Annotated in this window: 21 protein-coding genes and 1 tRNA gene; 11 read left to right on the top strand and 11 right to left on the bottom strand. The window is 69.2% G+C overall.

The annotated features are described in order from the left end of the window. Positions 1-167 precede the first annotated feature (167 nt). On the bottom strand, positions 168-935 hold the full coding sequence (locus NVV32_RS04245; protein ID WP_055770156.1) for an isoprenyl transferase: 768 nt from the start codon (positions 933-935) through the stop codon (positions 168-170). 193 nt (positions 936-1,128) lie between these two features. Here NVV32_RS04245 and trhA point away from each other — a divergent pair, with 193 nt between their 5' ends. Continuing rightward, positions 1,129-1,881: a PAQR family membrane homeostasis protein TrhA gene (trhA, locus tag NVV32_RS04240; RefSeq protein WP_082471416.1), complete on the top strand. Its 753-nt coding sequence runs from the start codon at positions 1,129-1,131 to the stop codon at positions 1,879-1,881. A 6-nt stretch (positions 1,882-1,887) separates the two neighbouring features. On the opposite strand, the gene NVV32_RS04235 is transcribed toward trhA, so the two are convergent. Beyond that, positions 1,888-2,304, bottom strand: coding sequence for a hypothetical protein (locus tag NVV32_RS04235; protein ID WP_422391493.1), 417 nt, complete (start codon positions 2,302-2,304; stop codon positions 1,888-1,890). A gap of 80 nt (positions 2,305-2,384) precedes the next feature. After that, entirely contained in the window at positions 2,385-3,308 is a 924-nt protein-coding gene (gene mca / locus NVV32_RS04230; protein ID WP_422391492.1) for a mycothiol conjugate amidase Mca, read from the bottom strand. 72 nt (positions 3,309-3,380) lie between these two features. On the opposite strand from mca, the gene NVV32_RS04225 reads away from it, so the two are divergent. Then, the gene (locus NVV32_RS04225; RefSeq protein ID WP_235498739.1) at positions 3,381-3,815 is read left to right on the top strand and encodes a DUF4307 domain-containing protein; all 435 of its coding nucleotides are present in this window, start codon (positions 3,381-3,383) and stop codon (positions 3,813-3,815) included. Positions 3,816-4,017: 202 nt separating this feature from the next. Beyond that, positions 4,018-4,506 (top strand): transcription elongation factor GreA, encoded by a 489-nt coding sequence (gene greA, locus NVV32_RS04220; RefSeq protein ID WP_422391491.1) that lies wholly within the window; start codon positions 4,018-4,020, stop codon positions 4,504-4,506. A gap of 10 nt (positions 4,507-4,516) precedes the next feature. Here the strand turns inward: greA and NVV32_RS04215 are convergent, their stop codons facing one another. Genes NVV32_RS04215 through NVV32_RS04200 form a run of 4 tightly spaced genes read right to left on the bottom strand, consistent with a single transcriptional unit; the run spans position 4,517 to position 8,809 of the window. After that, positions 4,517-5,116, bottom strand: a complete 600-nt coding sequence (locus NVV32_RS04215) for a rhomboid family intramembrane serine protease (protein ID WP_422391490.1) — start codon at positions 5,114-5,116, stop codon at positions 4,517-4,519. An 11-nt stretch (positions 5,117-5,127) separates the two neighbouring features. After that, positions 5,128-6,468 carry a threonine ammonia-lyase gene (ilvA, locus tag NVV32_RS04210; RefSeq protein WP_422391489.1) on the bottom strand — a complete coding sequence of 447 codons (1,341 nt, stop codon included), beginning with the start codon at positions 6,466-6,468 and terminating at the stop codon, positions 5,128-5,130. Continuing rightward, the gene (locus NVV32_RS04205; RefSeq protein WP_422391488.1) at positions 6,465-7,787 is read right to left on the bottom strand and encodes an AI-2E family transporter; all 1,323 of its coding nucleotides are present in this window, start codon (positions 7,785-7,787) and stop codon (positions 6,465-6,467) included. The genes ilvA and NVV32_RS04205 overlap by 4 nt, the downstream gene beginning before the upstream one ends. A gap of 35 nt (positions 7,788-7,822) precedes the next feature. Next, on the bottom strand, positions 7,823-8,809 hold the full coding sequence (locus NVV32_RS04200) for an aldose 1-epimerase family protein (RefSeq protein WP_422391487.1): 987 nt from the start codon (positions 8,807-8,809) through the stop codon (positions 7,823-7,825). A 132-nt stretch (positions 8,810-8,941) separates the two neighbouring features. Here NVV32_RS04200 and NVV32_RS04195 point away from each other — a divergent pair, with 132 nt between their 5' ends. The 3 genes from NVV32_RS04195 to galK are packed head-to-tail and all read left to right on the top strand — an operon-like array spanning position 8,942 to position 12,056. After that, positions 8,942-9,742: a DeoR/GlpR family DNA-binding transcription regulator gene (locus NVV32_RS04195; protein ID WP_422391486.1), complete on the top strand. Its 801-nt coding sequence runs from the start codon at positions 8,942-8,944 to the stop codon at positions 9,740-9,742. Continuing rightward, positions 9,739-10,902, top strand: coding sequence for a galactose-1-phosphate uridylyltransferase (galT, locus tag NVV32_RS04190; protein ID WP_422391485.1), 1,164 nt, complete (start codon positions 9,739-9,741; stop codon positions 10,900-10,902). The genes NVV32_RS04195 and galT overlap by 4 nt, the downstream gene beginning before the upstream one ends. Beyond that, a complete protein-coding gene (gene galK, locus NVV32_RS04185; RefSeq protein WP_055770133.1) occupies positions 10,899-12,056 on the top strand; it encodes a galactokinase in 1,158 nt (385 codons plus the stop codon). Before galT ends, galK begins: the two co-directional genes overlap by 4 nt. 123 nt (positions 12,057-12,179) lie before the next feature. On the opposite strand, the gene NVV32_RS04180 is transcribed toward galK, so the two are convergent. Next, the gene (locus tag NVV32_RS04180; RefSeq protein WP_422391484.1) at positions 12,180-13,028 is read right to left on the bottom strand and encodes a Bax inhibitor-1/YccA family protein; all 849 of its coding nucleotides are present in this window, start codon (positions 13,026-13,028) and stop codon (positions 12,180-12,182) included. A gap of 344 nt (positions 13,029-13,372) precedes the next feature. On the opposite strand from NVV32_RS04180, the gene NVV32_RS04175 reads away from it, so the two are divergent. From NVV32_RS04175 to NVV32_RS04155, 5 genes are all read left to right on the top strand, one after another. Next, positions 13,373-14,677, top strand: coding sequence for a branched-chain amino acid ABC transporter permease (locus tag NVV32_RS04175; protein ID WP_082471469.1), 1,305 nt, complete (start codon positions 13,373-13,375; stop codon positions 14,675-14,677). Between the two features lie 9 nt (positions 14,678-14,686). Then, the gene (locus tag NVV32_RS04170; protein ID WP_055770127.1) at positions 14,687-15,667 is read left to right on the top strand and encodes a branched-chain amino acid ABC transporter permease; all 981 of its coding nucleotides are present in this window, start codon (positions 14,687-14,689) and stop codon (positions 15,665-15,667) included. A gap of 119 nt (positions 15,668-15,786) precedes the next feature. Continuing rightward, on the top strand, positions 15,787-16,773 hold the full coding sequence (locus NVV32_RS04165; protein WP_422391993.1) for an ABC transporter ATP-binding protein: 987 nt from the start codon (positions 15,787-15,789) through the stop codon (positions 16,771-16,773). Continuing rightward, positions 16,770-17,516, top strand: a complete 747-nt coding sequence (locus tag NVV32_RS04160) for an ABC transporter ATP-binding protein (protein WP_055770124.1) — start codon at positions 16,770-16,772, stop codon at positions 17,514-17,516. The genes NVV32_RS04165 and NVV32_RS04160 overlap by 4 nt, the downstream gene beginning before the upstream one ends. Positions 17,517-17,738: 222 nt before the next feature. Then, positions 17,739-18,449, top strand: a complete 711-nt coding sequence (locus NVV32_RS04155) for a hypothetical protein (RefSeq protein WP_422391483.1) — start codon at positions 17,739-17,741, stop codon at positions 18,447-18,449. A gap of 96 nt (positions 18,450-18,545) precedes the next feature. Here the strand turns inward: NVV32_RS04155 and NVV32_RS04150 are convergent, their stop codons facing one another. From NVV32_RS04150 to NVV32_RS04140, 3 genes are all read right to left on the bottom strand, one after another. Further along, the gene (locus NVV32_RS04150) at positions 18,546-19,943 is read right to left on the bottom strand and encodes an ABC transporter substrate-binding protein (protein WP_055770121.1); all 1,398 of its coding nucleotides are present in this window, start codon (positions 19,941-19,943) and stop codon (positions 18,546-18,548) included. Positions 19,944-20,173: 230 nt separating this feature from the next. After that, a tRNA-Leu gene (locus NVV32_RS04145) sits at positions 20,174-20,246 on the bottom strand. A 140-nt stretch (positions 20,247-20,386) separates the two neighbouring features. Next, entirely contained in the window at positions 20,387-21,826 is a 1,440-nt protein-coding gene (locus NVV32_RS04140; RefSeq protein ID WP_422391482.1) for an NAD(P)/FAD-dependent oxidoreductase, read from the bottom strand. Between the last annotated feature and the right edge of the window lie 25 nt (positions 21,827-21,851).

Raw genomic sequence — 21,851 nt, 5'->3', positions numbered from 1 at the left:
CCGGACGCGGCCTCCCCGACTCGTACGAGATGCCTGTCAGCATCGTCGGCGTCATCAGCGGCCTTCCGTCGACGGTTCTGGGCTGCCGTCGATGGCTCGACCCTACGCCGTCGAGCCGCGTGACACAGGTCCTGTCCAGCGTGTCGGAGGTCAAGACCCGGTGAACACTAGGATCCGAAGCGGCGCTGCCGGCGACCGAAATCCCGCAGGGCCCGGAGGAAGTCGACGCGCCGGAAATCCGGCCACAGCGCCTCGCAGAAGTAGAACTCGCTGTAGGCGCTCTGCCACATCAGGAATCCGGACAGGCGCTGCTCGCCCGACGTCCGGATCACGAGGTCCGGATCCTGCTGGCCGCGCGTGTAGAGGAAGGAGGAGATGTGCTGGTCGGTCAGTTCCTCGGCCAGGGTCTCGAGCGAGGCCCCCTTGCCCGCGGCGTCGCGCATGAGTTCCTTGACGGCATCCACGATCTCACGCCGCCCCCCATAGCCGACGGCGACGTTCACGTGCAGGCCGTCGATGGTCGCGGTGGAGGCCGCCAGGCTCACCAGCTTCGCGCCGAGGTCCTCGGGCAGGAGGTCGAGCGCTCCCACGGGCTGCACGCGGACACGATTGCTCTCGCCGAGGCGGTCCAGCGTGTTGGCGATGATGTCCAGGAGCTGGTCGATCTCCTCCTGGGGGCGGCCCATGTTGTCCGTGGACAGCATGTAGAGCGTCACCACGTCGACTCCGAGTTCCTCGCACCAGCCGAGGAACTCGTGGATCTTGTCCGCCCCGGCCTGGTGCCCGTGACTGGTCGGAGCCCCCGCGAGCTTGGCCCAGCGCCGGTTGCCGTCCACCATGACGCCGATGTGGTGCGGGATCCGCTCGGGAGCGAGGTTCCGCTGGAGCCTGCGCTCGTAGAAGCTGTAGCCGACCTCGGGGAAGTTCCACGTCACGCCCGGCTGCCCTCCCCTGGTCCCGCTCCGGTCCGGCCGGAGGCTGCACATCCCGCAGGACGAATCCGCCCCGCGCACCTGTCCCTACCGTACCGGCAGTTGGCTGACAAAGGGCTGCATTCCTGCCGAGCGTGGGGGCCGCGGGCAGGGCTACCGCCGGGTGGCATCATGCGCGGTGGGCTAGAATCCGGGGATGACCCCGCGCCCTCCGGTCCCTGCCCCAGGCCCCTCGGAACCCGTCGATGCGCGTCCCTCGACCCTGCAGGACACCGTCGCCTCGGTGACCGGTCCGCTCGCCGATGCCCTGGCGACCAAGCCGCTGTGGCGGGGCTGGATCCACGCCGTCGCCACTCCGCTGGCGATCGCCGCCGGGATCGTGCTGATCACCCTCGCACCGACGCCAGGGCTGAAGGTGGCATCCGGCATCTACGCGCTGACGGGCATCCTGCTCTTCGGCGTGAGCGCTGTCTACCACCGCGGCAACTGGAGCCCCGGGGTGAGGGTGGTCCTCAAGCGACTGGACCACACGAACATCATGCTGGTCATCGCCGGGTCCTACACGCCGCTCGCGTGGGCGCTGCTGGAACGCGGCAAGGCCGAGATGCTGCTGTGGATCATCTGGAGCGGGGCGATCGCCGGGGTCCTCTTCAGGAATCTGTGGGTGGACGCACCCCGCTGGCTGTACGTGCCGATCTACGTGGCACTGGGGCTCGGCTCGGTCTTCTACATGCCGGATTTCTTCGCCGCCGACCTCGCGGCCGGGATCCTGATCTGCGTGGGCGGTGCCCTCTACATCGCAGGAGCGGTGTTCTACGGCATCAAGCGACCCAACTTCTCGTTGCGGGTCTTCGGATTCCACGAGCTGTTCCACGCCTTCACCGTCGCAGCCTTCGCGGCGCACTTCATCGCGATCATGCGCGCCGTCCTGCAGCCGGTCGGGGGCTGACCGCCACTACCCCTGGCGGTCGGGGCCGTGCTTCCCGCCGGGCATCGGCCGGTCCGGCCCGTCCCGGCGCTCCGAGGATCCGCCGGCAGGTCCCGCAGCTCCACCGGCGGGCCCGTCGCCAGGTCCGTCGGTGGTCGACGACGGACCCGGCTCTGCAGGACGATCACCGGTGCGTCCGGTGCGTCCGGTGCGTCCGGTGCGTCCGGTGCGCTCCGCGCGCGCCTGCTCCACCTCTGCGGCATAGCGCACGCGGCGGATGCGCTTGACCATGTCCCGGATCAGGAAGATCACCAGCACCACGATGAACAGGGTCGCGAGGAAGCCGAGGGTACCCGGGGTCACCGACGCGGGGTCGAGCCCCGGCCGCAGGGTCGGGTCGCCCGAGGGCGTGGTCGTCGCGGCCAGGCGGAGATCAAGGAACACAGGTACCACTTTCGGAGCTCGCAGCGGGCCGGGGTGATCCGCCGCCTGCAATTCTACGCTCGATAGAAATTCTGCGGGGCCTAGGAGCCGGCGGTGATGCCGGTGAAGAAGTCGTCCTCGGGCAGCTGCGTCTCCACCCTCGAGGTGATCAGCGAATAGTCCTCCCAGGGCCACACCTTCTGCTGCATCTCGACCGACACGGCGAAGAAGAAGCCCTCAGGATCCACCTGCGTGCGATGGGCCAGCAGGGCCCGCTCCCGGTGACCGAAGTAGTCGCCGCAGTCGATCTGCGTGGTGGTGGGGTGGACGGGGACGGGGGGCTGGTGGCCCTCGGCGTCGGCCTCGAGCCACTGCGCCAGGCGTTCCGCGTACGGCGACTGCAGCCCGGCCTCCTCCAGCGCGAAGTGCAGCGCTCGGAAACGCTCGGGGTTGAAGGCGCGGTCGTAGTACAGCTTGGACGTGCCCCACGCCTCACCGGTCCCCGGATAGCGGGCGGGATCCGCCGCGGCCTCGAACGCCTCCACGGCGACACGGTGCGCCATGATGTGGTCGGGGTGCGGGTACCCGCCGTTCTCGTCGTAGCTGATGATCACGTGCGGGCGGAACTCGCGGACCAGCTTCACCAGAGGCGCCGCGGCACGCTCGAGGGGCTGGAGTGCGAAGCACCCGAACGGCAGGTCCGGCAGCGGATCCCCCTCGGGCAGGCCTGAGTCCGTGAATCCCAGCCAGCCCTGCCGGATGCCGAGCTCCGCGGCGGCGTTCGCCATCTCGACCCGTCGCAGCCCGGGCAGATCCCGCTTGCCGCGCGGATCGTCGTTCATGGCGGCGTTCAGGATGTCCCCCCGCTCGCCACCCGTGCAGGTGGCGACCATGACCTCCGCACCTGCTGCGACATAGCCGGCCATGGTGGCCGCACCCTTGCTCGATTCGTCGTCGGGGTGGGCATGGACCGCGAGGAGGCGGAAGCCCTCGCGGGACACACGGGATTGATCGTGGCTTGGCAACACGTGCTCCTGGCTCTGCGAGTGGGACGGCGACCGGATCGGGACGCCATCGGTGGGCGGTAAAATGGAGGGGTGAGCTCCTCCTATGCGCCACCACCAAGAGTAGCCAATCGCTACGGCACCCCAAAGCCGAGGAAACCCCTCGGCCGCGTGCGGACGCTGGTCGTCGCCGTGCTCCTCGCCGCCGTGGCGGCCGTCGCCGCCGTCGCCCTGACGACGGGTAGCCCCGAGGTGTCCTCCAAGGATGTGGGGTTCGCCCTGATCGGCGACGGACGGGCCAGCGTGGACTTCGAGGTCACCAAGGACCGCGCGGCCACGGCCCAGTGCGCGGTGCAGGTCCTCAGTGAGAACTATGCGGTGGTCGGCTGGACGGTCGTGACCATCGGACCGAACAGCGCGGACGACGGCGCCAACGGCGGCGGCACCACGGCGCACCGGACGGACGTGCGGACGGATTCGCCGGGCGTCTCCGGTGGCGTCAACGCCTGCTGGGTCGTCGAGGACTGAGCTAGAGACCGGCACTTCTTGGGTTCTAGCCCGCCCCGCTCTAGAATGGACGGATACGTATCGCCCCGCTTCACCGGCGTACCGGGCAACCGGTCCCACGAGGCGGGGTGTTTGCTTGCCGGGCGGTGACCCCGTGTCACCGCCGGCGGAGCGACCATGAGCCACGCCGCACCAGGCGGAGGCCGTACCTAAGGAGTTATCCGTGTCCACGAACAGCGCCGCCGCCTGGCTCACGCAGGAGTCCTACGACCGGCTCAAGGCCGAACTCGAATACCTGTCCGGTCCCGGGCGCACCGAGATCGTGGCCCGCATCGAGCAGGCCCGCTCCGAGGGCGATCTCAAGGAGAACGGCGGATACCACGCCGCCAAGGAGGAGCAGGGCAAGTCCGAGGCCCGGATCCGCCAGCTCACGCAACTCCTCAACGACGCGCACGTCGGCGAGGCGCCTGCCGACGACGGCATCGTGGAGCCCGGCATGATGGTCTCCGCCAAGATCGCGGGCGACGTCGAGAACTTCCTGCTCGGAAGCCGCGAGGTCGCAGGCGACACCGATATCGACGTGTACAGCGAGAAGTCCCCGCTGGGTGCCGCGATCCAGGGCACCAAGGCCGGCGACACCGTCACCTACGCCGCGCCGAACGGCAAGCAGATCACCGTCGAGATCATCTCCGCGACCCCGTACGCCGGCTGATCCCCGCGCGCTACAGGTCCGACGCGAAGCGGTCCGTCCCCACCGGGGCGGGCCGCTTCCGTTTGAGCAGGAAGGCCGCGATCACCCCGCCGACGGCCCCGGACAGGTGCGCCTGCCACGAGATGTTCGAGCCGACGGTCGGCAGGACGCCCCACAGGATGGACCCGTAGGCGATGAAGAGGACGACGGCGAGCAGGAGCTGCCTCCAGTCCCGGTTGTAGAAGCCGCGCGTGATCAGGTAGGTGAACAGGCCGAAGACGACGCCGGACGCACCGATGGTCAGTCCCCCGCCGAACACCCACGTGCCGAGGCCCGAGACGAGCCAGCTGATCCCGACCGCGACCACGAAACGCCGCGCGCCCTCGAGGAAGGCCAGGAAGCCGAGCACCACGAGCGGGAAGGAATTGCTCGCGAGGTGCTCCACGCCGCCGTGCAGCAACGGGCCGAAGACGACGCCGTCGAGTCCGTCCACCTCGCGTGGTCCGATCCCGAGCGTCCGCACGAGACGGTTGCCGAGCAGGAGATTCAGGAAGAACACGGCCCACATGACGCCGACGAGTCCGAGAACGGTGATCAGGCCCGTACGGGCGCGACGCGCGAGGAGTGTCATGGTGCCGTCGATCAGCCCTGGATGACCACCGGCTGGAAGCCTTCGGCGCGCAGGTTGCTGAGGACCTGCTCGCAGTGCTCGTCGCCCTTGGTCTCCATGTTGATGGTGATGGCGACGTCGCCCATACTGATCGACCCGCCCACGCGCGTGTGGTCCACGCCGGTCACGTTCGCATCCGATTCGGCGATGATGCGCGAGATGGTGGCCAGGGATCCCGGCCGGTCGTCGAGCAGCATGCGCACCACGAGGAAGCGTCCCGCCGCCGCGAGTCCGCGCTGGATGACCTTGAGCATCAGCATCGGGTCGATGTTGCCGCCCGAGAGCACGACGACGGTGTTCCCCGGATCGGCTCCGTCCTCGGTCAGCTTGCCGTCGAGCAGGGCCGCCACGCCCACGGCTCCGGCCGGCTCGACGACCATCTTGGAGCGCTCCAGCAGGAAGATCAGGGCGCGGGCCAGGGAGTCCTCGCTGACGGTGACGACGTCGTCGACGAGTTCGCGGATGATCGAGAACGGCAGCTGGCCCGGCCGGCCGACGGCGATGCCGTCGGCGATCGTGGAGACCTTGGTGAGCGGGACGAGCGCGTCCGCCGCGAGGGACGGCGGATACGCCGCCGCGTTCTCCGCCTGGACACCGATGATGCGGATCTCGCGGCCCAGTTCCTTCGCCCGCGCCTTGACGGCCACGGCGACGCCGGCCAGCAGTCCGCCGCCACCGACACCCATGAGGATCGTGTCGACGTCGGGCACCTGCTCGAGGATCTCGAGCCCGATGGTGCCCTGACCCGCCACGACGTCGACATTGTCGAACGGGTGCACGAACACGGCGCCGGTGGAGTCCGCGTACCTCTTCGCCTCGGCGAGCGCCTCGTCCACCGTGTGGCCGTGCAGGATCACCTCAGCGCCGTGCCCGCGGGTCGCCGCCAGCTTCGGCAGGGCGACGCCGAGCGGCATGTAGATCCGTGCGGAGATGCCCAGGCGGGCGGCGGCCACCGCCACGCCCTGCGCGTGGTTACCGGCCGAGGCGGCGACCACGCCGCGGGCTCGCTCGGCCTCGGTCAGCTTCGCCATCCGGTTGTAGGCGCCGCGGACCTTGAAGGATCCGGCGCGCTGCAGGTTCTCGCACTTGAAGGACACCGTGGACCCGGTCAGCCGTCCGAGCGCGCGTGACTGCTCGATGGGTGTACGCGCGATGACGCCGTCGAGCGTGCGGTGGGCCGCCTCGACGTCAGCGAGCGTGACCGAGAGGGCCGGGACGGCGGGGTCGGGGTGGGTGCGGACGGCGCTGCCGGCGTGGGTGGGGTCGGGCGAACCCGGGGTGCTCGTGCGGAGGGCGACGGTCTGGTCGGTCACGGTGCGGTCTCTTCCTGGAGGAGGGGCGCCACGGAGGCGCGGGGATCCGGGGTGCTGGCCGGCGCTGCGGGGCTCTCGTGCCCCGCCGTCGCCGGCTCCCTAATCCCGGATCCACCGGTGTACGGTCCGCCCTCCACCGTCACGACCGGATCGTACTCCCAGGCCCGGTGCGCGATGTAGCGGACGGACGTGTTCAGCACCGCGAGGACCGGCACGGAGAACAGCGCACCGGGGATCCCTGCGAGCAGCGTCCCTCCGGCCACCGCGAGGACGACGGCGAGCGGGTGGAGCGCGACGGCGGGTCCCATGATGAGGGGCTGCAGGATGTGGCCCTCCACCTGCTGCACGAGCAGCACGATGGCCAGCATGATCAGCGCGTTCACCCAGCCGTTCGCCACCAGCGCGAGCAGGACGGCGACGGATCCCGTGGCGAGCGCGCCGACGATCGGGATGAAGGAGCCGAGGAAGACCAGCACCCCGAGCGGCAGGGCGAGCGGGACACCGATGATGGCTGCGCCGACCCCGATCCCGACGGCGTCGACGGCCGCGACGAGCATCTGCACGCGGACGTAGCTCGCCATCGACGTCCAACCGCGGCGGCCCGCGCCGTCCACGGCTGCGCGGGCCCTCGAGGGCGCGAGCCCGACGACGAACCGCCAGATACGACCGCCGTCGAGCAGGAAGAAGATCAGGGCGAACACGGTGAGCAGGGTCCCCGCCGCAACGTGCCCCGCGGTCGTGCCGAAGGACAGGGCGCCGCTGAGGATCGAGGCACTGTTGTTCTGCACGGCACCGCCGAGGTCCTGGAGGTACTGGTCGATCTGCGACGTGGTGAGCCGGAGCGGACCCTGGGCCAGGCTGTCGAGCGTCTGCTGGAGACCTTCCCGCGCCTGGCTCCACAGGCTGGCGAACCCGACGGCGAGCTGCTGGCCGACGAGCAGCAGCGCACCGGTGATCACACCGAAGAAGGTGACCAGTGTCGCGCCGACGGCCAGTCCGTTCGGCAGCCGACGCCGCAGGATGTTCGTCAGCGGCATCAGGAGTGCCGCGACCAGACCCGCGATCATGAGGGGTATGACAAGCAGGGAGACCTGGCTCAGCAGGAAGATGAGCACTCCTGCCACGAGGATCACGAGCCCGAGGCGCCAGGACCAGGAGGCGGCGACGCGGAGGGCGAAGGGGACGTCGCTCCGGTCCTCGACACGCCGGGGACGCAGCCCGGTGGGAGGCTGCGGCAGGGGCTCGGGCAGTGCCGCAGCGCCGCGGCTCACAGCACGCTGGAGCACGCGCTGTGGTTTCGCTCCGGGGAGGCGCTGCATGGGGCCAATCCTTCCATAGAAGGCCGGCCCCTCCCCTATTCGAGACCTGGCAGTATGCCCCATGAAGCGGCGAAGGAGGCACCCGGCTGCAGCCACCGGAGACCCTCGCCCGAGTTGAGCGCATCGGCCGGTGCCGTCATGGGCTCGATCGCCACGGCCGTGTCCACGCCCGGGTAGCTGGTGCTGATGTACACGTGAGCGTAGGCGAAGGCGGCCTCGGCCCAGAGGGTGACGCTGCGGCCGTCGGGAGCCGAGAGCACATGCTCATGACGCTCCCGCGTGGGTGCGAGGTCGGTGAAGGCGGTGTCGAAGCGGATGTCGCCGATGCGCTGCCCCTGCCGCAGGTCGTACTGGCCGGCGACGGCGACCTTGCCCGTGGGGATGGATCGCTCGTCGGTCTCGAACCGGCTGTCCGCGCGCACCGTCAGCGTCAGGTCCTCGGTGGGTACGCCGGAGATCTTCAGGTAGGGATGCGCTCCGAGTGCGAAGGGAGCAGGGGCGGCCGAGAGGTTGCTCAGGTGCTGGGTCACGGTCAGCTGCTCCTCCGTCAGCTCGTAGGTGGCGCGGTGCATCAGGTGGAACGGATACCCGTGCTGCGGGAAGATCTCCGCTTCGAGGACGGCCCTGGACGGCCCGACGTCCACCGCCCGGTAGCCGGTGTTGCGGAGCAGCCCATGGCTCGCGTTGCCCTTCGAGGGCTCCGTGATGTCGAGCCGCTGCTCCTTCCCGTCCAGCATCCAGCGCCCGCCCGCCACGCGGTTCGGCCAGGGCGCGAGGAGGATCCCGCCGCCTCCGGCCGGGATGTCGGCATCGCCCCAGGTCTCCGTCAGCGCGACGCCGTCGTACTCGTAGGAGCGCAGGGCCGCCGCCAGGCTCGCGACGACGACGGTGGCGGGTCCCGACCGCAGGGTGACATTGATGCCGCTGGCGGGCCGGGGCGCGTGCGGGGACTGCCCGGTCGACGGGTCGGAGACGGCAGCGGAGGTGACGGCGGAGGTGGCATCGGTGGCCGGCGTGGTCATGCAGCGATGCTACTGCGCCCAGTGATCCCGATCGCCCGGCTCTGGTGGTGGCGTCACGCCACATGATAGGTTTTGTTCGTTTCCGTGCGGACTCGTTCGGATGATCGGGAGAAGAAGGACGGGAGGACAGTCGTGCTCGCAGCGGAACGCCACGCCATGATCCTCGACCGGCTGGTCCGGCGTCCTGCGGTCCGCGTCAGCGGCCTGGCCCTCGACCTCGGCGTGTCGGAGATGACCGTCCGGCGGGACATCGACGTCCTCGAGGCGCGGGGCGCTCTCGTCCGGGTCCACGGCGGAGCCGTCCGCCCGGGGAGCCTGAGTTCCGTGGAGGCGGGCTTCGACGTCAACAGGACCCGTGGCGGGGAGGCGAAGCAGCGGATCGCCGAGGCGGCCGTGTCCCTGCTGAGCCCGGGCATGACGGTCTCGATCACGGGCGGCAGTACCACCTACGCCCTCGCACCCCTCCTGGCCCGGGTACCAGGTCTGACCGTCATCACCAATTCGCTGCCGCTCGCGGACGAACTGCACCGGCTCGACGCCGGAGCGCCGGGCGGGGACCGGCCTCAGGTCCTGCTCTCGGGTGGCCAGCTGACGCCGTCGAAGGCGCTCGTCGGTCCGCTCGCCACGCGCGCCATCTCCTCCCTGCGGGCGGACCTCTGCTTCATGGGGGCGCACGGGGTGGACGCGTCCTCCGGCATCACCACCCCCAACCTCGCCGAGGCGGACACGAACCAGGCGTTCGCGCGGACCTGCGGAGAACTCGTGGTCCTCGCCGACGCCAGCAAGATCGGCGTCGTGAGCCTCGCGCGCGTGGCTCCGCTGAACGCCGCCGCGGTGCTCGTCACCGACCATCCGCCCGGTGACGACTACACCGCCCTGACCCGCATCCTCTTCGACCCCGTCCCCGACCCCGATCCGGAAGAACGCCCATGACCCACATCACCCCCACCCGCCTGTCCGACGGGCGCGAGCTGATCTACTTCGATGCGCGGGAGGAGAGCGCCGCGCGGCACCGCGACGCCGCCGCCGTCCACGATGCCCGCGGACTCCCGCCGAGAGGCCCGTCCGGCACCGCCCGGTTCGACGCACTGTCCGGCGAGTGGATCGCTGTCGCCGCGCACCGGCAGTCGCGCACGCACCTGCCCCCCGCTGATCAGTGCCCCCTGTGCCCGACGACGCCCGCGAACCTGTCCGAGATCCCCGCCTCCGACTACGAGGTGGTGGTGTTCGAGAACCGGTTCTCCTCCTTCGGCCCCGACCTCGGCCACCTGCCGGACGCACCGGAATGGGGTACGACGACGACGGCCTTCGGCCGGTGTGAGGTCGTCGCGTTCGATCAGGCCCACGAGGGGTCCTTCGGGTCGCTGAGTCCCGAGCGGGCCAGGACCGTCATCGACGCCTGGGCCCACCGGACGGAGGCCCTGTCGGCGATGCCGGGCATCAAGCAGGTCTTCTGCTTCGAGAACCGCGGCGCCGACATCGGTGTGACCCTGCTCCACCCGCACGGCCAGATCTACGCCTACCCGTTCATCCCGCCGCGTGCGGCGACACTCGCCGCCCGGGCGCACGCGTTCTTCGAGGCTTCCGACGGGACGCAGACCCTGATGGGTCATGCCCTCGCGGCCGAGCGGGCATCCGGTGACCGCATGGTGATCGAAGGAGAGCACTTCAGCGCCTTCGTGCCGTTCGCGGCCCGCTGGCCCCTCGAGGTGCACCTGGTCCCCCATCGCCAGGTCGCGGACATCGCCGGCCTCACCGGCGAGGAGCGCGACGAGCTCACCACCGTCTACCTCGAACTGCTCGGCCGGCTCGACGCCCTCTACCCCACTCCTACGCCGTACATCGCCGCCTGGCAGCAGGCACCGATCGATGACGTGCTCCGCCCCGCGAGCTACCTGCACCTGCAGCTGACCTCGCCGCGCAGGGCTGCCGACAAGCTCAAGTTCCTCGCCGGCTCGGAGGCGGCGATGGGCGCCTTCATCAACGACACGACCCCCGAGAAGGTCGCCGACGCGCTCCGCGCAGCCACGCCGCTCACGCCGGTTCAGGTATCGGCACCACGCTCTGCACCAGCTCGGAAGGACCAGGCATGACCTCCACACCGCACGACCTCGCAGTTGCCTTCACCGATCGGTTCGGCACGGAGCCGGACGGCCTGTGGGCCGCCCCCGGCCGCGTCAACGTCATCGGCGAACACACCGACTACAACGACGGCTTCGTCCTCCCCTTCGCCATCAACCACTCGACGACCGTCGCCGCGGCACTGCGCACCGACCGCCTGGTCCGCGTCGCCTCGACCTTCGCGCCGGACGAGGCTCCCGTGACCGCGGACCTCGACAGTCTCGAGGAAGGCGGCGTGGACGGCTGGGCCGCCTACCCGCTCGGCGTCCTGTGGGCCATGGAGCAGTCGGGCTACCGGATCCAGGGCATGGACCTCCTGGTGGACTCGTCGGTGCCGGTGGGCGCCGGACTGTCCTCCTCGGCCGCCCTCGAGTGCTCCGTGGCCGTCGCCGCCAATGACCTCGCACACGCCGGCATCTCCCGGCGGGAACTCGCGGGCATCGGGCAGCTCGCCGAGAACCGCATGGTGGGGGCGCCGACCGGCATCATGGACCAGTCCGCATCGCTGCTCGGCGAGGCGGGGCATGCCGTGTTCCTCGATTGCCGCTCCGGCGAATCCCGGCTCGTGCCGCTCGACCTCGAGGGCGCCGGACTGGAGCTCATGGTCATCGACACCCGGGTCAGCCACTCGCACTCGACGGGTGGCTATGCGGCCCGCCGCCGCTCCTGCGAACTCGGCGCCGAGCTGATGGGAGTCCCTGCGCTCCGGGACCTGTCCGTCAAGGACCTCGCGGAGGCCGCGGGGCTGCTGGACGAGGAGACGTTCCGGCGCGTCCGGCACATCGTGACGGAGAACGCCCGGGTGGAGGACACCGTGAGGGTGCTCAGCGAGAAGGGACCCGCGGAGATCGGCCCGCTCCTCATCGCGAGCCATGCATCGATGCGGGACGACTTCGAGATCTCCTGCGCCGAACTCGACACCGCCGTGGACACCGCGCTCGACGCGGGAGCCATCGGGGCGCGCATGACGGGTGGCGGCTTCGGCGGTGCGGCGATCGCGCTGGCGCGGGTCGGTGACGTCACCGCCATCCGGGACGCCGTCGAAGGTGCGTTCTCCGCCGCCGGATTCCGGTCCCCGGTGATCTTCAGCGTGCTTCCCGGCGCCGGCGCCGCGCGGGTGGCCTGAGCAGAGCAGACCCGGTCGGATCCCGCCCGGGAACGACGAAGGACCCGCACCCTCCGGTTGCGGGTCCTTCGTCGTAGAAGAGCGCTTCGGCCCCGGATCTGCCCGGAGCCAGGTGCGTGAGCCTCAGTCGCTGCCGCGGAGGATCGCGAGGACGCGGAGGATCTCGACGTACAGCCAGATCAGCGTGACGGTCAGGCCGAAAGCAGCGGTCCAGGAGTACTTCATCGGCGCGCCCTGACGGACGCCCTCACTGATCGAGGTGAAATCGATAATCAGGGAGAAGGCAGCCAGACCGATGGCCAGGAGACCGATGATCACACCGACCGGGATCCCCGCGATCTCGGCGCCGCGAAGGCCCCAGGGATCGTCGGTGACGTTGAACAGCATCAGCCCGAGGTTCACGAGCGAGAACAGCGCGTAGCTGATCATCGCGATCATGAAGAACTTCATCGCCTTCGGGGTCGCGCGGACCTTGCCGCTCTTGAACAGCGCGAGGGTCACGCCGAAGACCACGAGCGTGCCGAGCACGGCCTGCATCGCGATCCCGGGGAACTGGGCCTCGAGGAACATCGTGAAGCCACCGACGAAGAGACCCTCGAGGGCCGCGTACGCGATGATCAGCGCGGGAGACGGCTCCCGCTTGAAGGCGTTGACGAGCCCGAGGACGAATCCACCGAGGGCTCCGACCACCATGAGGGGGAGCGCGAGCCCGGGCAGGACGAACGCTGGGATCGCCGCACCGACCAGGACGACGCCGAGGCAGAGCAGCGTCTTCACGATGACGTCGTCGAACGTCATCCGTCCGGTCTGGGCCGGACCCGCCGACGGCTGGTTGTACATGTGCTCCAGCTGCTGCTGGTTCGCGACCGCCTGCCCGGCATAGGTCGCGGTGCCGAATCCTGCCGCCTGGTTGCCTCGGGTCGCGGAACGGAAGGTCTTTCCGTTGAAGACCGGATTACCGCCAAGTGCCATGGTGTCTTTGTCCTCCAATAGGGGGCTGCGTGGTTGTTCAACCCTACCAATGGCAACGGTCCGGCCCATTTTTTGTTCCCTCGACGACCGGCACGCCTTCCCGTCGAGCTGCGGAATTACAACAGGAAGGCTCCTTGGTAAAACTTTCGTTACCGAATCGCTACCTTGTCCCGGCACTTTTGCGAATTGCCGAAACATGCCGCTAGTAACATGATCCCCACGTCCGTGACACTCGTCACAACTGTTGCTCCCGGTGCACAGCCGCCGGGTCTGCCCCCACCGTGGAGGTTCCCATCTTGTTCACCCTATCGACGCCTGCACGGATCAGGAGGTCGTTGCTCCTGATGCTCGGTCTCCTGTTGCTCGTGCTGGTCGGCGCCCCCGCGGCGCAGGCGTTCACCCACCCGCCCGCGCACGCGATGAGCGCCACGGCAGTCCATCAGCAGACCCCTACGAGCGTCCAGGCCCAGGAATTCGACAATCGCATCAGCGGGGTGCTGCGCGGCGTCGACGGCCCCATCGCGGACGTCACCGTGACGGCGACCGGCAACGGCTTCGACGGCGAGGCCACGTCCGGTCCCAACGGTGCCTGGAGCATCGGCGTACCCGAGCAGGGGACGTACGAGGTGGCGATCGACGAGGAGACCCTGCCCGAGGGCATCGCCCTGGCGGAGGGCCAGGAGAACCCGCGTGAGGTCACCTTCGCCAACACCTCGAGCGCCTCGACGCTGTTCCTGTTCGGCGAGGGCATCGTCGCGCAGCAGACGCCGTTCCTCGAGACGCTGGCCGAGCGTGCCCTCGCGGGCTTCAGCTTCGGTCTCCTCCTCGCACTCAGCGCCGTCGGCCTCTCCCTCATCTTCGGCACCACGGGACTGACCAACTTCGCGCACGGCGAGATGGTCACCCTCGGTGCGGTCCTCGCCTTCGCCTTCGCGGCGATGGGGCTGCCGATCGCGGTGTCGATCGTCCTCGCGGTCGTCGGAGGAGGCCTTCTCGGCTACGTGCAGGATGCAGGGCTCTGGAAGCCGTTGCGCCGGCGCGGGACGGGCCTGGTGCCGATGATGATCGTCAGCATCGGCCTCGCCCTGGCCCTGCGGTACATCATCCAGTTCTTCTTCGGCGGTGCGACGCAGCAGCTGCCGGGTTCGCAGAGCCCGATCATCGACCTCGGCTCGGTGTCCATCTCCCGCAACAACCTCACGTCGCTGGTCGTCAGCCTCGTGATCATCCTGGTCGTGGCGTTCCTGCTGCTGCGCACGCGCATCGGCAAGGCCACGCGCGCCGTCGCCGACAACCCGGCCCTGGCCGCGGCATCGGGTATCGACGTCGACCGCGTCATCAGGATCGTCTGGGTCATCGGCGGCATGCTGGCTGCGCTCGGTGGCGTCCTGTGGGCCTACTACCGGCCGGGTGTCTCCTACAACATGGGCCAGCAGATCCTGCTGCTCATCTTCGCCGGCGTCACGCTCGGCGGCCTGGGGACGGTCTTCGGCGCCCTCGTCGGCTCCATCATCGTCGGCCTCTTCGTGGAGATCTCCACGATCTGGCTCGAGGCAGACCTCAAGTACGTCGGAGCGCTGCTGATCTTGATTCTCGTTCTCCTGTTCCGGCCGCAGGGTATCCTCGGCCGCCGAGAGCGCATAGGTTAGGGACTCTTCATGGACTTCGGAAACATCCTCATCAACGCCTTCGGCGAGCTGATCAGCCCGACGACGGCGGCCTACGCCCTTGCGGCCCTCGGACTCGCCGTCCACTTCGGCTACTCGGGCCTCCTGAACTTCGGGCAGGCCGGGTTCATGGCCGTCGGAGCCTACGGCTACGCGATCTCGACGCTGACGTTCAACGCGCCGCTCCCGGTGGCGGTCCTGGTGGCGATCCTCGCCTCGGTCGTCTTCGCGATCGTCCTCGGCATCCCGACCCTGCGCCTCAGGGCGGACTACCTGGCCATCGTCACGATCGCCGCGGCGGAGATCATCCGCTACATCGTCACCACCAACGGGCTCACGGACGTGACCGGTTCCGCGAACGGACTCGCGGCCTTCGAGGGCGGCTTCTTCTCCCTCAACCCGTTCTCCCCGGGCACCTACAACGTCGGCCCCCTGGCCATGAACGAGCGCGATCTCTGGATCCGCATCGTCGGCTGGACCGTCGTCATTGTCGCGTGCCTCGTCGTGTGGCTCCTCATGCGGAGCCCCTGGGGTCGTGTCCTCAAGGGCATCCGCGAGGACGAGAACGCGGTCCGCTCGCTCGGCAAGAACGTGTACGCCTACAAGATGCAGGCCCTCGTCATCGGCGGTGTGCTCGGGTCGCTGGCCGGCATCATCTTCACCCTGCCGCGCGGCGCGGTGCAGCCGGCCAACTACGCCACGGAGCTGACGTTCTTCCTCTACACCTGCCTCCTCCTCGGCGGCATGGCCACCGTCCTCGGGCCGGTCATCGGAGCGATGATCTTCTGGGTGGTCCTCTCCCTCACGCAGGGGCTGCTGTACGGCGCCATCGAGATCGGCGCCATCACGTTCCTGTCCAACTCGCAGGCGGGTCAGCTGCGCTACATCCTCGTGGGTGTGGCACTGATGCTGCTCATGGTCTTCAGGCCGCAGGGCGTCCTGGGTAACAAGAAGGAGTTGGCGTTCGCATGACCTCCGACAACGAGCACGGCAATCCCGCACCGGGCGGACCCTCCGCCGGTGGCACCCAGCCCGCCGGCGCGCACGCCGCCGACGCCCCTGTGGACGCCGTCGGTGGCGGCCACGACTACATGACCGACGCCTCGCCGATCACCGAGGAGGAGACCCGTCCGGGCTGCCGCAAGCGGGATCCCATCGTCATCGCACGGAACGTCACGCGGAGCTTCGGCGGGATCAACGCGGTCGACGTCGAGCACCTCGAGATCCCCCGCCACAAGATCACCGCACTCATCGGTCCGAACGGCGCCGGCAAGACCACGCTGTTCAACCTGTTGACCGGCTTCGACGTCCCCAACAGCGGGGACTGGGAGTTCGACGGCAAGCCGCTGGCCAAGGTCGCCTCGCACAAGGTGGCCCGCATGGGCATGGTGCGCACCTTCCAGCTCACCAAGGTCATGGGCAAGCTCACCGTCATGGAGAACATGCGGCTCGGCGCCACGGACCAGCCGGGCGAGAGCCTGGCCCGGGCGCTCTTCAAGGGCATCTGGGGTGGACGTGAGCGCGAGATCACCGAGCAGGCGGAGGTCCTGCTGACCAAGTTCAAGCTCGACACCAAGCGCGACGACTACGCGGCCTCGCTCTCCGGCGGCCAGCGCAAGCTCCTCGAGATGGCACGGGCCCTGATGGTCCGGCCGCGGCTCGTGATGCTCGACGAGCCGATGGCCGGCGTCAACCCGGCACTGACGCAGTCGCTGCTGGACCACATCAAGAACCTGAAGGCCGAGGGCATGACCGTCCTCTTCGTCGAGCACGACATGCACATGGTCCGGCACATCGCGGACTGGGTCGTCGTGATGGCCGAGGGCAAGGTCGTGGCGGAAGGGCCGCCGGACATCGTCATGAAGGACCAGGCGGTGATCGACGCGTACCTGGGCGCCCACCACGACGTCGACCTCGGTGACTCCACCGGGATCGAGCGCCTGGAGGAGGAGCTGGCCCACGACGCCGAGTCGGTGGTCGGCACCGAGGACGAGGGCATCCTCGGGCACGGCGTCACCGAGGTCGGCGGCGCGCACGCCGCCGGATCCACGCACACGGATGAGGAGACGAAGCGATGACCGAGGCAGAATTCGAGGGCGACTCCGTCGTCAAGGTCACGGACCTCGTCGCCGGCTACCTCCCGGGCGTGAACATCCTCAACGGCTGCAGCATCGAGGCCCGCCGGGGTGAGCTGATCGGCATCATCGGCCCGAACGGCGCGGGGAAGTCCACGCTGCTCAAGGCGATGTTCGGGCTCGTCAAGGTCCACTCCGGCACCGTCGTGGTGCGCGGCCAGGATCTCACCGGGCTGAAGGCGAACCGGCTGGTGAGCCGCGGCGTGGGCTTCGTGCCGCAGAACAACAACGTCTTCGCCACCCTGACCATCGAGGAGAACCTCCAGATGGGCATGTACCAGCGGCCCAAGGACTTCAAGGAGCGCTTCGAGTTCGTCGCAGGGCTGTTCCCCGAGCTGGGCAAGCGGCGAGCCCAGCGCGCCGGGTCGCTCTCCGGCGGCGAGCGCCAGATGGTCGCGATGGGGAGGGCCCTGATGATGGACCCGGCGGTGCTGCTCCTCGACGAACCGTCGGCCGGCCTGTCCCCGGTCAAGCAGGACGAGACCTTCCTCCGCGTGCACGAGATCAACCGCGCGGGCGTGTCGGTGATCATGGTCGAGCAGAATGCCCGGCGGTGCCTGCAGATCTGCGACCGCGCGTACGTCCTGGATCAGGGCAAGGACGCCTACACGGGCACGGGCCGCGAGCTCATGAAGGACCCGAAGGTCATCCAGCTCTACCTCGGCACACTCGCCGACACCGCCTAGGGCGGAACGGAGGGGTACGGCGACACCCTGACGGCAGGGAGTCGCCGCCCCGCGGGACGTCCGGCGGGGCGGGCGTCACGGAACCCCGGACGCCCGGTGCTTGCGGACGATGCGGCGGATGGCAAGGATGGGCGGGACCGGAGACGGTCCCGCCCATCGTCGTTCCCGGCCCGCTACGTTGAAGGAGACGACAGGCGACACTTCGGGAGGGACGCCCGGCACATGGCACGGATCTTCAGCAGCGCGATCGGCACCGGCTTCGAGGTCCTCTTCAGGGGCATCAAGCAGGTGCGCAGGAATCGCCCCATCCATACGAGGGGGCTCCGGCTCGAGGGGCACGTGATGGTGCATGTACACGGGCTCCGCAGCGGTATCTCCTGGATCGACGCGCCCGGCCGGAGCCCGGCGACGGCCCGGATCTCCCGCTCCGCGGGAACGCCCGACGGGCTACCGGACGTGATCGGGCTCGCCCTGCGGTTGCATCACCCCGAGCCGGGTCCAGCACCGTCCACGTTCTCGGACGTCCTCCTGTCCTCCACGGGGTGGTCCGTCCCGGGCCGCTACCTGCTCCTCCCGCGGCTCAGCGTCTCACGGGCGCCGCTGGGCACGATGATGCCCTATCGGGGCGACGACGGCCCCGTCCTGCTCGGCGCCCGTACCGTCGGCCCCGCGGGCCTTCCCTCGTCCCTGCGCGCCTTCCGCCGCTCGCTGGGATCATCGCCCTGGCACCTGGGCCTCTACTTCGCGACACCGCTTGGCCCATGGCAGCACTTCGGAACACTCACGCTGACCCTCGGCCCCGCTGCCGAGGACACGGACCTGCGCTTCGACGCCGTCCTCCACCCGCTCGCGGGTGCCCGGACCTATGAATGGGCCCGGCGGGTGCGGGAACCCTCCTACGCCCTGTCCAGGCGTGCGCCGGGCGACGCCTGACTGCCCGAGGACATGACAGAGGCCCCGGCCGCTTCACGGAAGCGGCCGGGGCCTCTGTACTGCTGTCGACGACCGGGGCAGTGCCCGGGGCGAACCCTAGAGCTGTCCGACCTCGGAACGGCTCGGCTGGGGGACGTTGTCGGCATCGTACTTGTAGATACCGATGGCAGCCTCGGTGGGATCACCCTTCGCGTCGAAGGAGACCGGTCCGGAGATGCCGTCGTAGTCGATGTCCTCGCCGCCGCGCAGCAGGGTGACACAACCGGCGAAGTCGAAGCACTTCGTCCCGTCCTTCGACACGCTCTCGAGCTGCTTGGCGATCTCGGCACCCTCGACGCTGCCGGCGGCTTCCGCTGCGAGCGAGATCAGGTTGACCGCGTCGTAGCTCTCCCCGGCGTAGGCCAGGCTGGTCAGGGCCGGGTCGACCGTGGCCAGGGCCTCCTGGAAGCCGGTACCGGTGAACGGGCCGGGGATGGTGCCCTGGGCCCCTTCGAGGGTTCCGGGATCGAGGTCCTTGCTGTAGTCGGTGGTGTTGCCGTCGACCATGAAGATCGAGCTCGCCTCGACGCCCTTGGCGACCAGCAGCGGGATGATGCTCTTGGCCTCGTCGAAGCTGATCAGGACGATCGCGTCGGGCTTGGCCGCCGCGATGGCGTCCACCTGGCTCGAGAACTGCGAATCACCGGTGTTGAACATCTCGTTCGCGACGACCTCGCCGCCGGCGGACTCGACGGTCTCCTGGATGTTGGTCTGCAGACCGGTGCCGTAGGAGTCGTTGAGGGTGATCATGCCGACGGTCTGGGCACCACAGGTCATGATGTAGTTGCCGAGCGTGCGGCCCTGGAGGACGTCGGAGGGAGCCGTACGGAAGTACAGTCCCTGATCGTCCCAGTCGGTGAACTCGGGCGAGGTGTTGGCGGGCGAGAACTGGATGACTCCCGCGCCGGTGATCTGGTTGATGACGGTCTTCGAGACGCCGGAGGACGCGGCACCGATGATGGCGCTGACGTCCTGGGACAGCAGGTCCGTGACGGACTGCGTGGCGATGTCCGTCGTGGTGTCACCGGAATCGCGGTGGGTGATCGAGATGTCCTGGCCGAGGACGCCGCCTGCCTCGTTGACTTCGTTGACAGCGAGGTTGACGCCGGCGATCTCCGGCGGGCCGAGGAACGCGAGCGTTCCGGTGGTGGGCAGGATGGAGCCCAGCTTGAGCGGGGTGGGGCTGGTGGTGGTGCTGGCCGGTACGGCTGCAGGGTCACCCTTCTCGCCCTGCTCCTCGCCGGTGCCGCCTTCGCTCTCGGGGCATGCCAGGGCCGATGTGGCAGCCGCAGCGGTGGTCTCGGTGTCGCCACCCTCACCCTCGGAACCCGTGGTCCCGCCGCCACCGCAGCCTGAGGCGAAGAGCGCGATACCCAGGCTCAGGGCAGCGACCTTCGCCGCGCGCGGGGCATTCTCCCCGATGCCGAACCGCGCGGAGTTGCGTGTTGCAGTCATGAATTGTTCTCCTCGACCGAAAGGCTCTTGCTGCCTTTGATGCGATCGCCAGGTGTTCCTGGCTTGTAGGAAAAGCTAATCCACATTTGTGTCTGAGGTAAGCGAATCGGGTTACATCCTTGTAACGCTCGTCACAGGCGATGATCGGCACTCTTGACAGTAGGCGCCGCCGGAGTGCAAGGCCTCGCCATGGAGGGGCGCCCGCCTACAGGCCCGGGAGGAGCCTCCGGTGCCCCAGCAGGGACTCGAACCCTGACTGAACAGATTTTAAGTCTGCTGCCTCTGCCATTGGGCTACTGGGGCCGGCCGCCGGATCAGCCTACCCCGCGAGGACGGCCGGCCGGGCGGCGCCGATCAGGCGTGCACGGCGATCGGCGGACACGGCGACGGCGGCCCCTCGGGGGAGCCGCCGTCGCTTCATGCAGGGGTACTCAGGCCGTGCGTCAGGCGGAGGCCTTCGCCGAAGCGGCCTTGCCGGCGGGCGTCGGAGGCTGGCTCTGCAGGGCGGTGTCCTTCTTCGGCGGCGGGGTGGCCGCTTCGCGGAACTGACGCCTCGGCTCCTGCAGGTCCGAGATCGGGGCGAGGTCGCGACCGAAGAGGAAGCTCATGCTCCAGTTGATGATGACGCGCGCCTTCCGCTCGTACATCGGCATGGCGAAGCCGTGGTACCCACGGTGCGCCAGCCAGGCCGGGAAGCCCTTCAAGCCGAAGCCCATGATGTTCGCGACACCCTTGAACTGGCCGAAGCCCGCGACCGCGCCGAGGTTGGTGTGGCGGTATTCCTTGACCTCGCCGATGCCGTAGTTGGCGGCGAGGATGTTGGCGGCGAGCAGCTTCGCCTGGCGCACGGCGTGCTGGGCGTTGGGGACGCAGAAGCCCCCCACTCCCCCACCCGTGAGATCGGGCACCGCCGCGACGTCACCGGCGGTCCATGCATGGTCGATGGGTCCGTCGTCGCCGGTGATGCGCAGCTCGGGAATGGCGCGGACGCGACCGCGCTCGTCGACGGGGAAGTCGGTGGAGCGCACCACCGGGCTGGCCTGGACACCTGCGGTCCAGATCAGGGTGTCGGTCTCGAACTGGTCGGCCGGGGTCTTGTCCGGCATGTTGATGAGCTTCAGGGTGCCGTCGACCGCGCTGGAGAGCGAGGTGTTGAGGAGGACCTCGATCTGGCGGGAGCGGAGGTGGCCGACGACCCACTCCGCCTGCTCGGCGGTGACCTCGGGCATGATGCGTCCCATGGCCTCGACGAGGACGAAGCGGAGGTCCGACCGGTCGAGCCGGGCGTTGGCCTTCACCGCGTCGCGTGCGGCGTCCTCCATCTCGGTGATGGTCTCGATACCGGCGAACCCACCGCCGACGACGACGAACGTGAGCGCACGGTCCCGCTCGGGGCCCTCGGGGAGGACGGAGGCGGTCTCGATGCGCTCGAACATGCGGTTGCGCAGGGCGACGGCTTCCTCGATGGTCTTGAGCCCGATGCCCTGGTCCTTGAGACCGTCGATGGGGAAAGTGCGGGTGATGGAGCCGGCGGCGACGACGACGTCCGTGTAGGCCAGCTCGAAGGGCTCACCGTCGCCCGTCGGGGCGATGGTGGCCGTGCGGCCCGCGTGGTTGATCGAGGTGACCTTGCCGGAGATCAACTCCGTCTTCTTCAGGTGCTTGCGGTGCGAGACGATCGCATGGCGTGGCTCGATGCTGCCGGCCGCGACCTCGGGGAGGAAGGGCTGGTACGTCATGTAGGGAAGGGGGTCGACCAGCGTGACGATGCCGCCGTGGTTCTTGACCTGCTTCTGGAGCCTGTGCGCGACGTAGAGGCCTACGTAACCGCCACCGACGACGAGGATGCGCGGGCGGTCGGAGAAATGTGGATTCGATGCCATTCCTCGATGCTACCGGACTTTGTGA

This window comes from Arthrobacter sp. N1 (genome assembly GCF_048288285.1).
GTDB lineage: Bacteria > Actinomycetota > Actinomycetes > Actinomycetales > Micrococcaceae > Arthrobacter_D.
This window is presented reverse-complemented; position numbering and strand designations above follow the sequence as displayed.

Excerpts from the sequence above, each read along its gene's own strand:
- trhA (WP_082471416.1), top strand. The coding sequence starts at position 1,129 with ATGACCCCGCGCCCTCCGGTCCCTGCCCCAGGCCCCTCGGAACCCGTC.
- NVV32_RS04215 (WP_422391490.1), bottom strand. The coding sequence starts at position 5,116 with ATGACACTCCTCGCGCGTCGCGCCCGTACGGGCCTGATCACCGTTCTC.
- NVV32_RS04205 (WP_422391488.1), bottom strand. The coding sequence starts at position 7,787 with ATGCAGCGCCTCCCCGGAGCGAAACCACAGCGCGTGCTCCAGCGTGCT.
- NVV32_RS04200 (WP_422391487.1), bottom strand. The coding sequence starts at position 8,809 with ATGACCACGCCGGCCACCGATGCCACCTCCGCCGTCACCTCCGCTGCC.
- galT (WP_422391485.1), top strand. The coding sequence starts at position 9,739 with ATGACCCACATCACCCCCACCCGCCTGTCCGACGGGCGCGAGCTGATC.
- galK (WP_055770133.1), top strand. The coding sequence starts at position 10,899 with ATGACCTCCACACCGCACGACCTCGCAGTTGCCTTCACCGATCGGTTC.
- NVV32_RS04180 (WP_422391484.1), bottom strand. The coding sequence starts at position 13,028 with ATGGCACTTGGCGGTAATCCGGTCTTCAACGGAAAGACCTTCCGTTCC.
- NVV32_RS04175 (WP_082471469.1), top strand. The coding sequence starts at position 13,373 with ATGCTCGGTCTCCTGTTGCTCGTGCTGGTCGGCGCCCCCGCGGCGCAG.
- NVV32_RS04170 (WP_055770127.1), top strand. The coding sequence starts at position 14,687 with ATGGACTTCGGAAACATCCTCATCAACGCCTTCGGCGAGCTGATCAGC.
- NVV32_RS04165 (WP_422391993.1), top strand. The coding sequence starts at position 15,787 with ATGACCGACGCCTCGCCGATCACCGAGGAGGAGACCCGTCCGGGCTGC.
- NVV32_RS04160 (WP_055770124.1), top strand. The coding sequence starts at position 16,770 with ATGACCGAGGCAGAATTCGAGGGCGACTCCGTCGTCAAGGTCACGGAC.
- NVV32_RS04155 (WP_422391483.1), top strand. The coding sequence starts at position 17,739 with ATGGCACGGATCTTCAGCAGCGCGATCGGCACCGGCTTCGAGGTCCTC.
- NVV32_RS04150 (WP_055770121.1), bottom strand. The coding sequence starts at position 19,943 with ATGACTGCAACACGCAACTCCGCGCGGTTCGGCATCGGGGAGAATGCC.
- NVV32_RS04140 (WP_422391482.1), bottom strand. The coding sequence starts at position 21,826 with ATGGCATCGAATCCACATTTCTCCGACCGCCCGCGCATCCTCGTCGTC.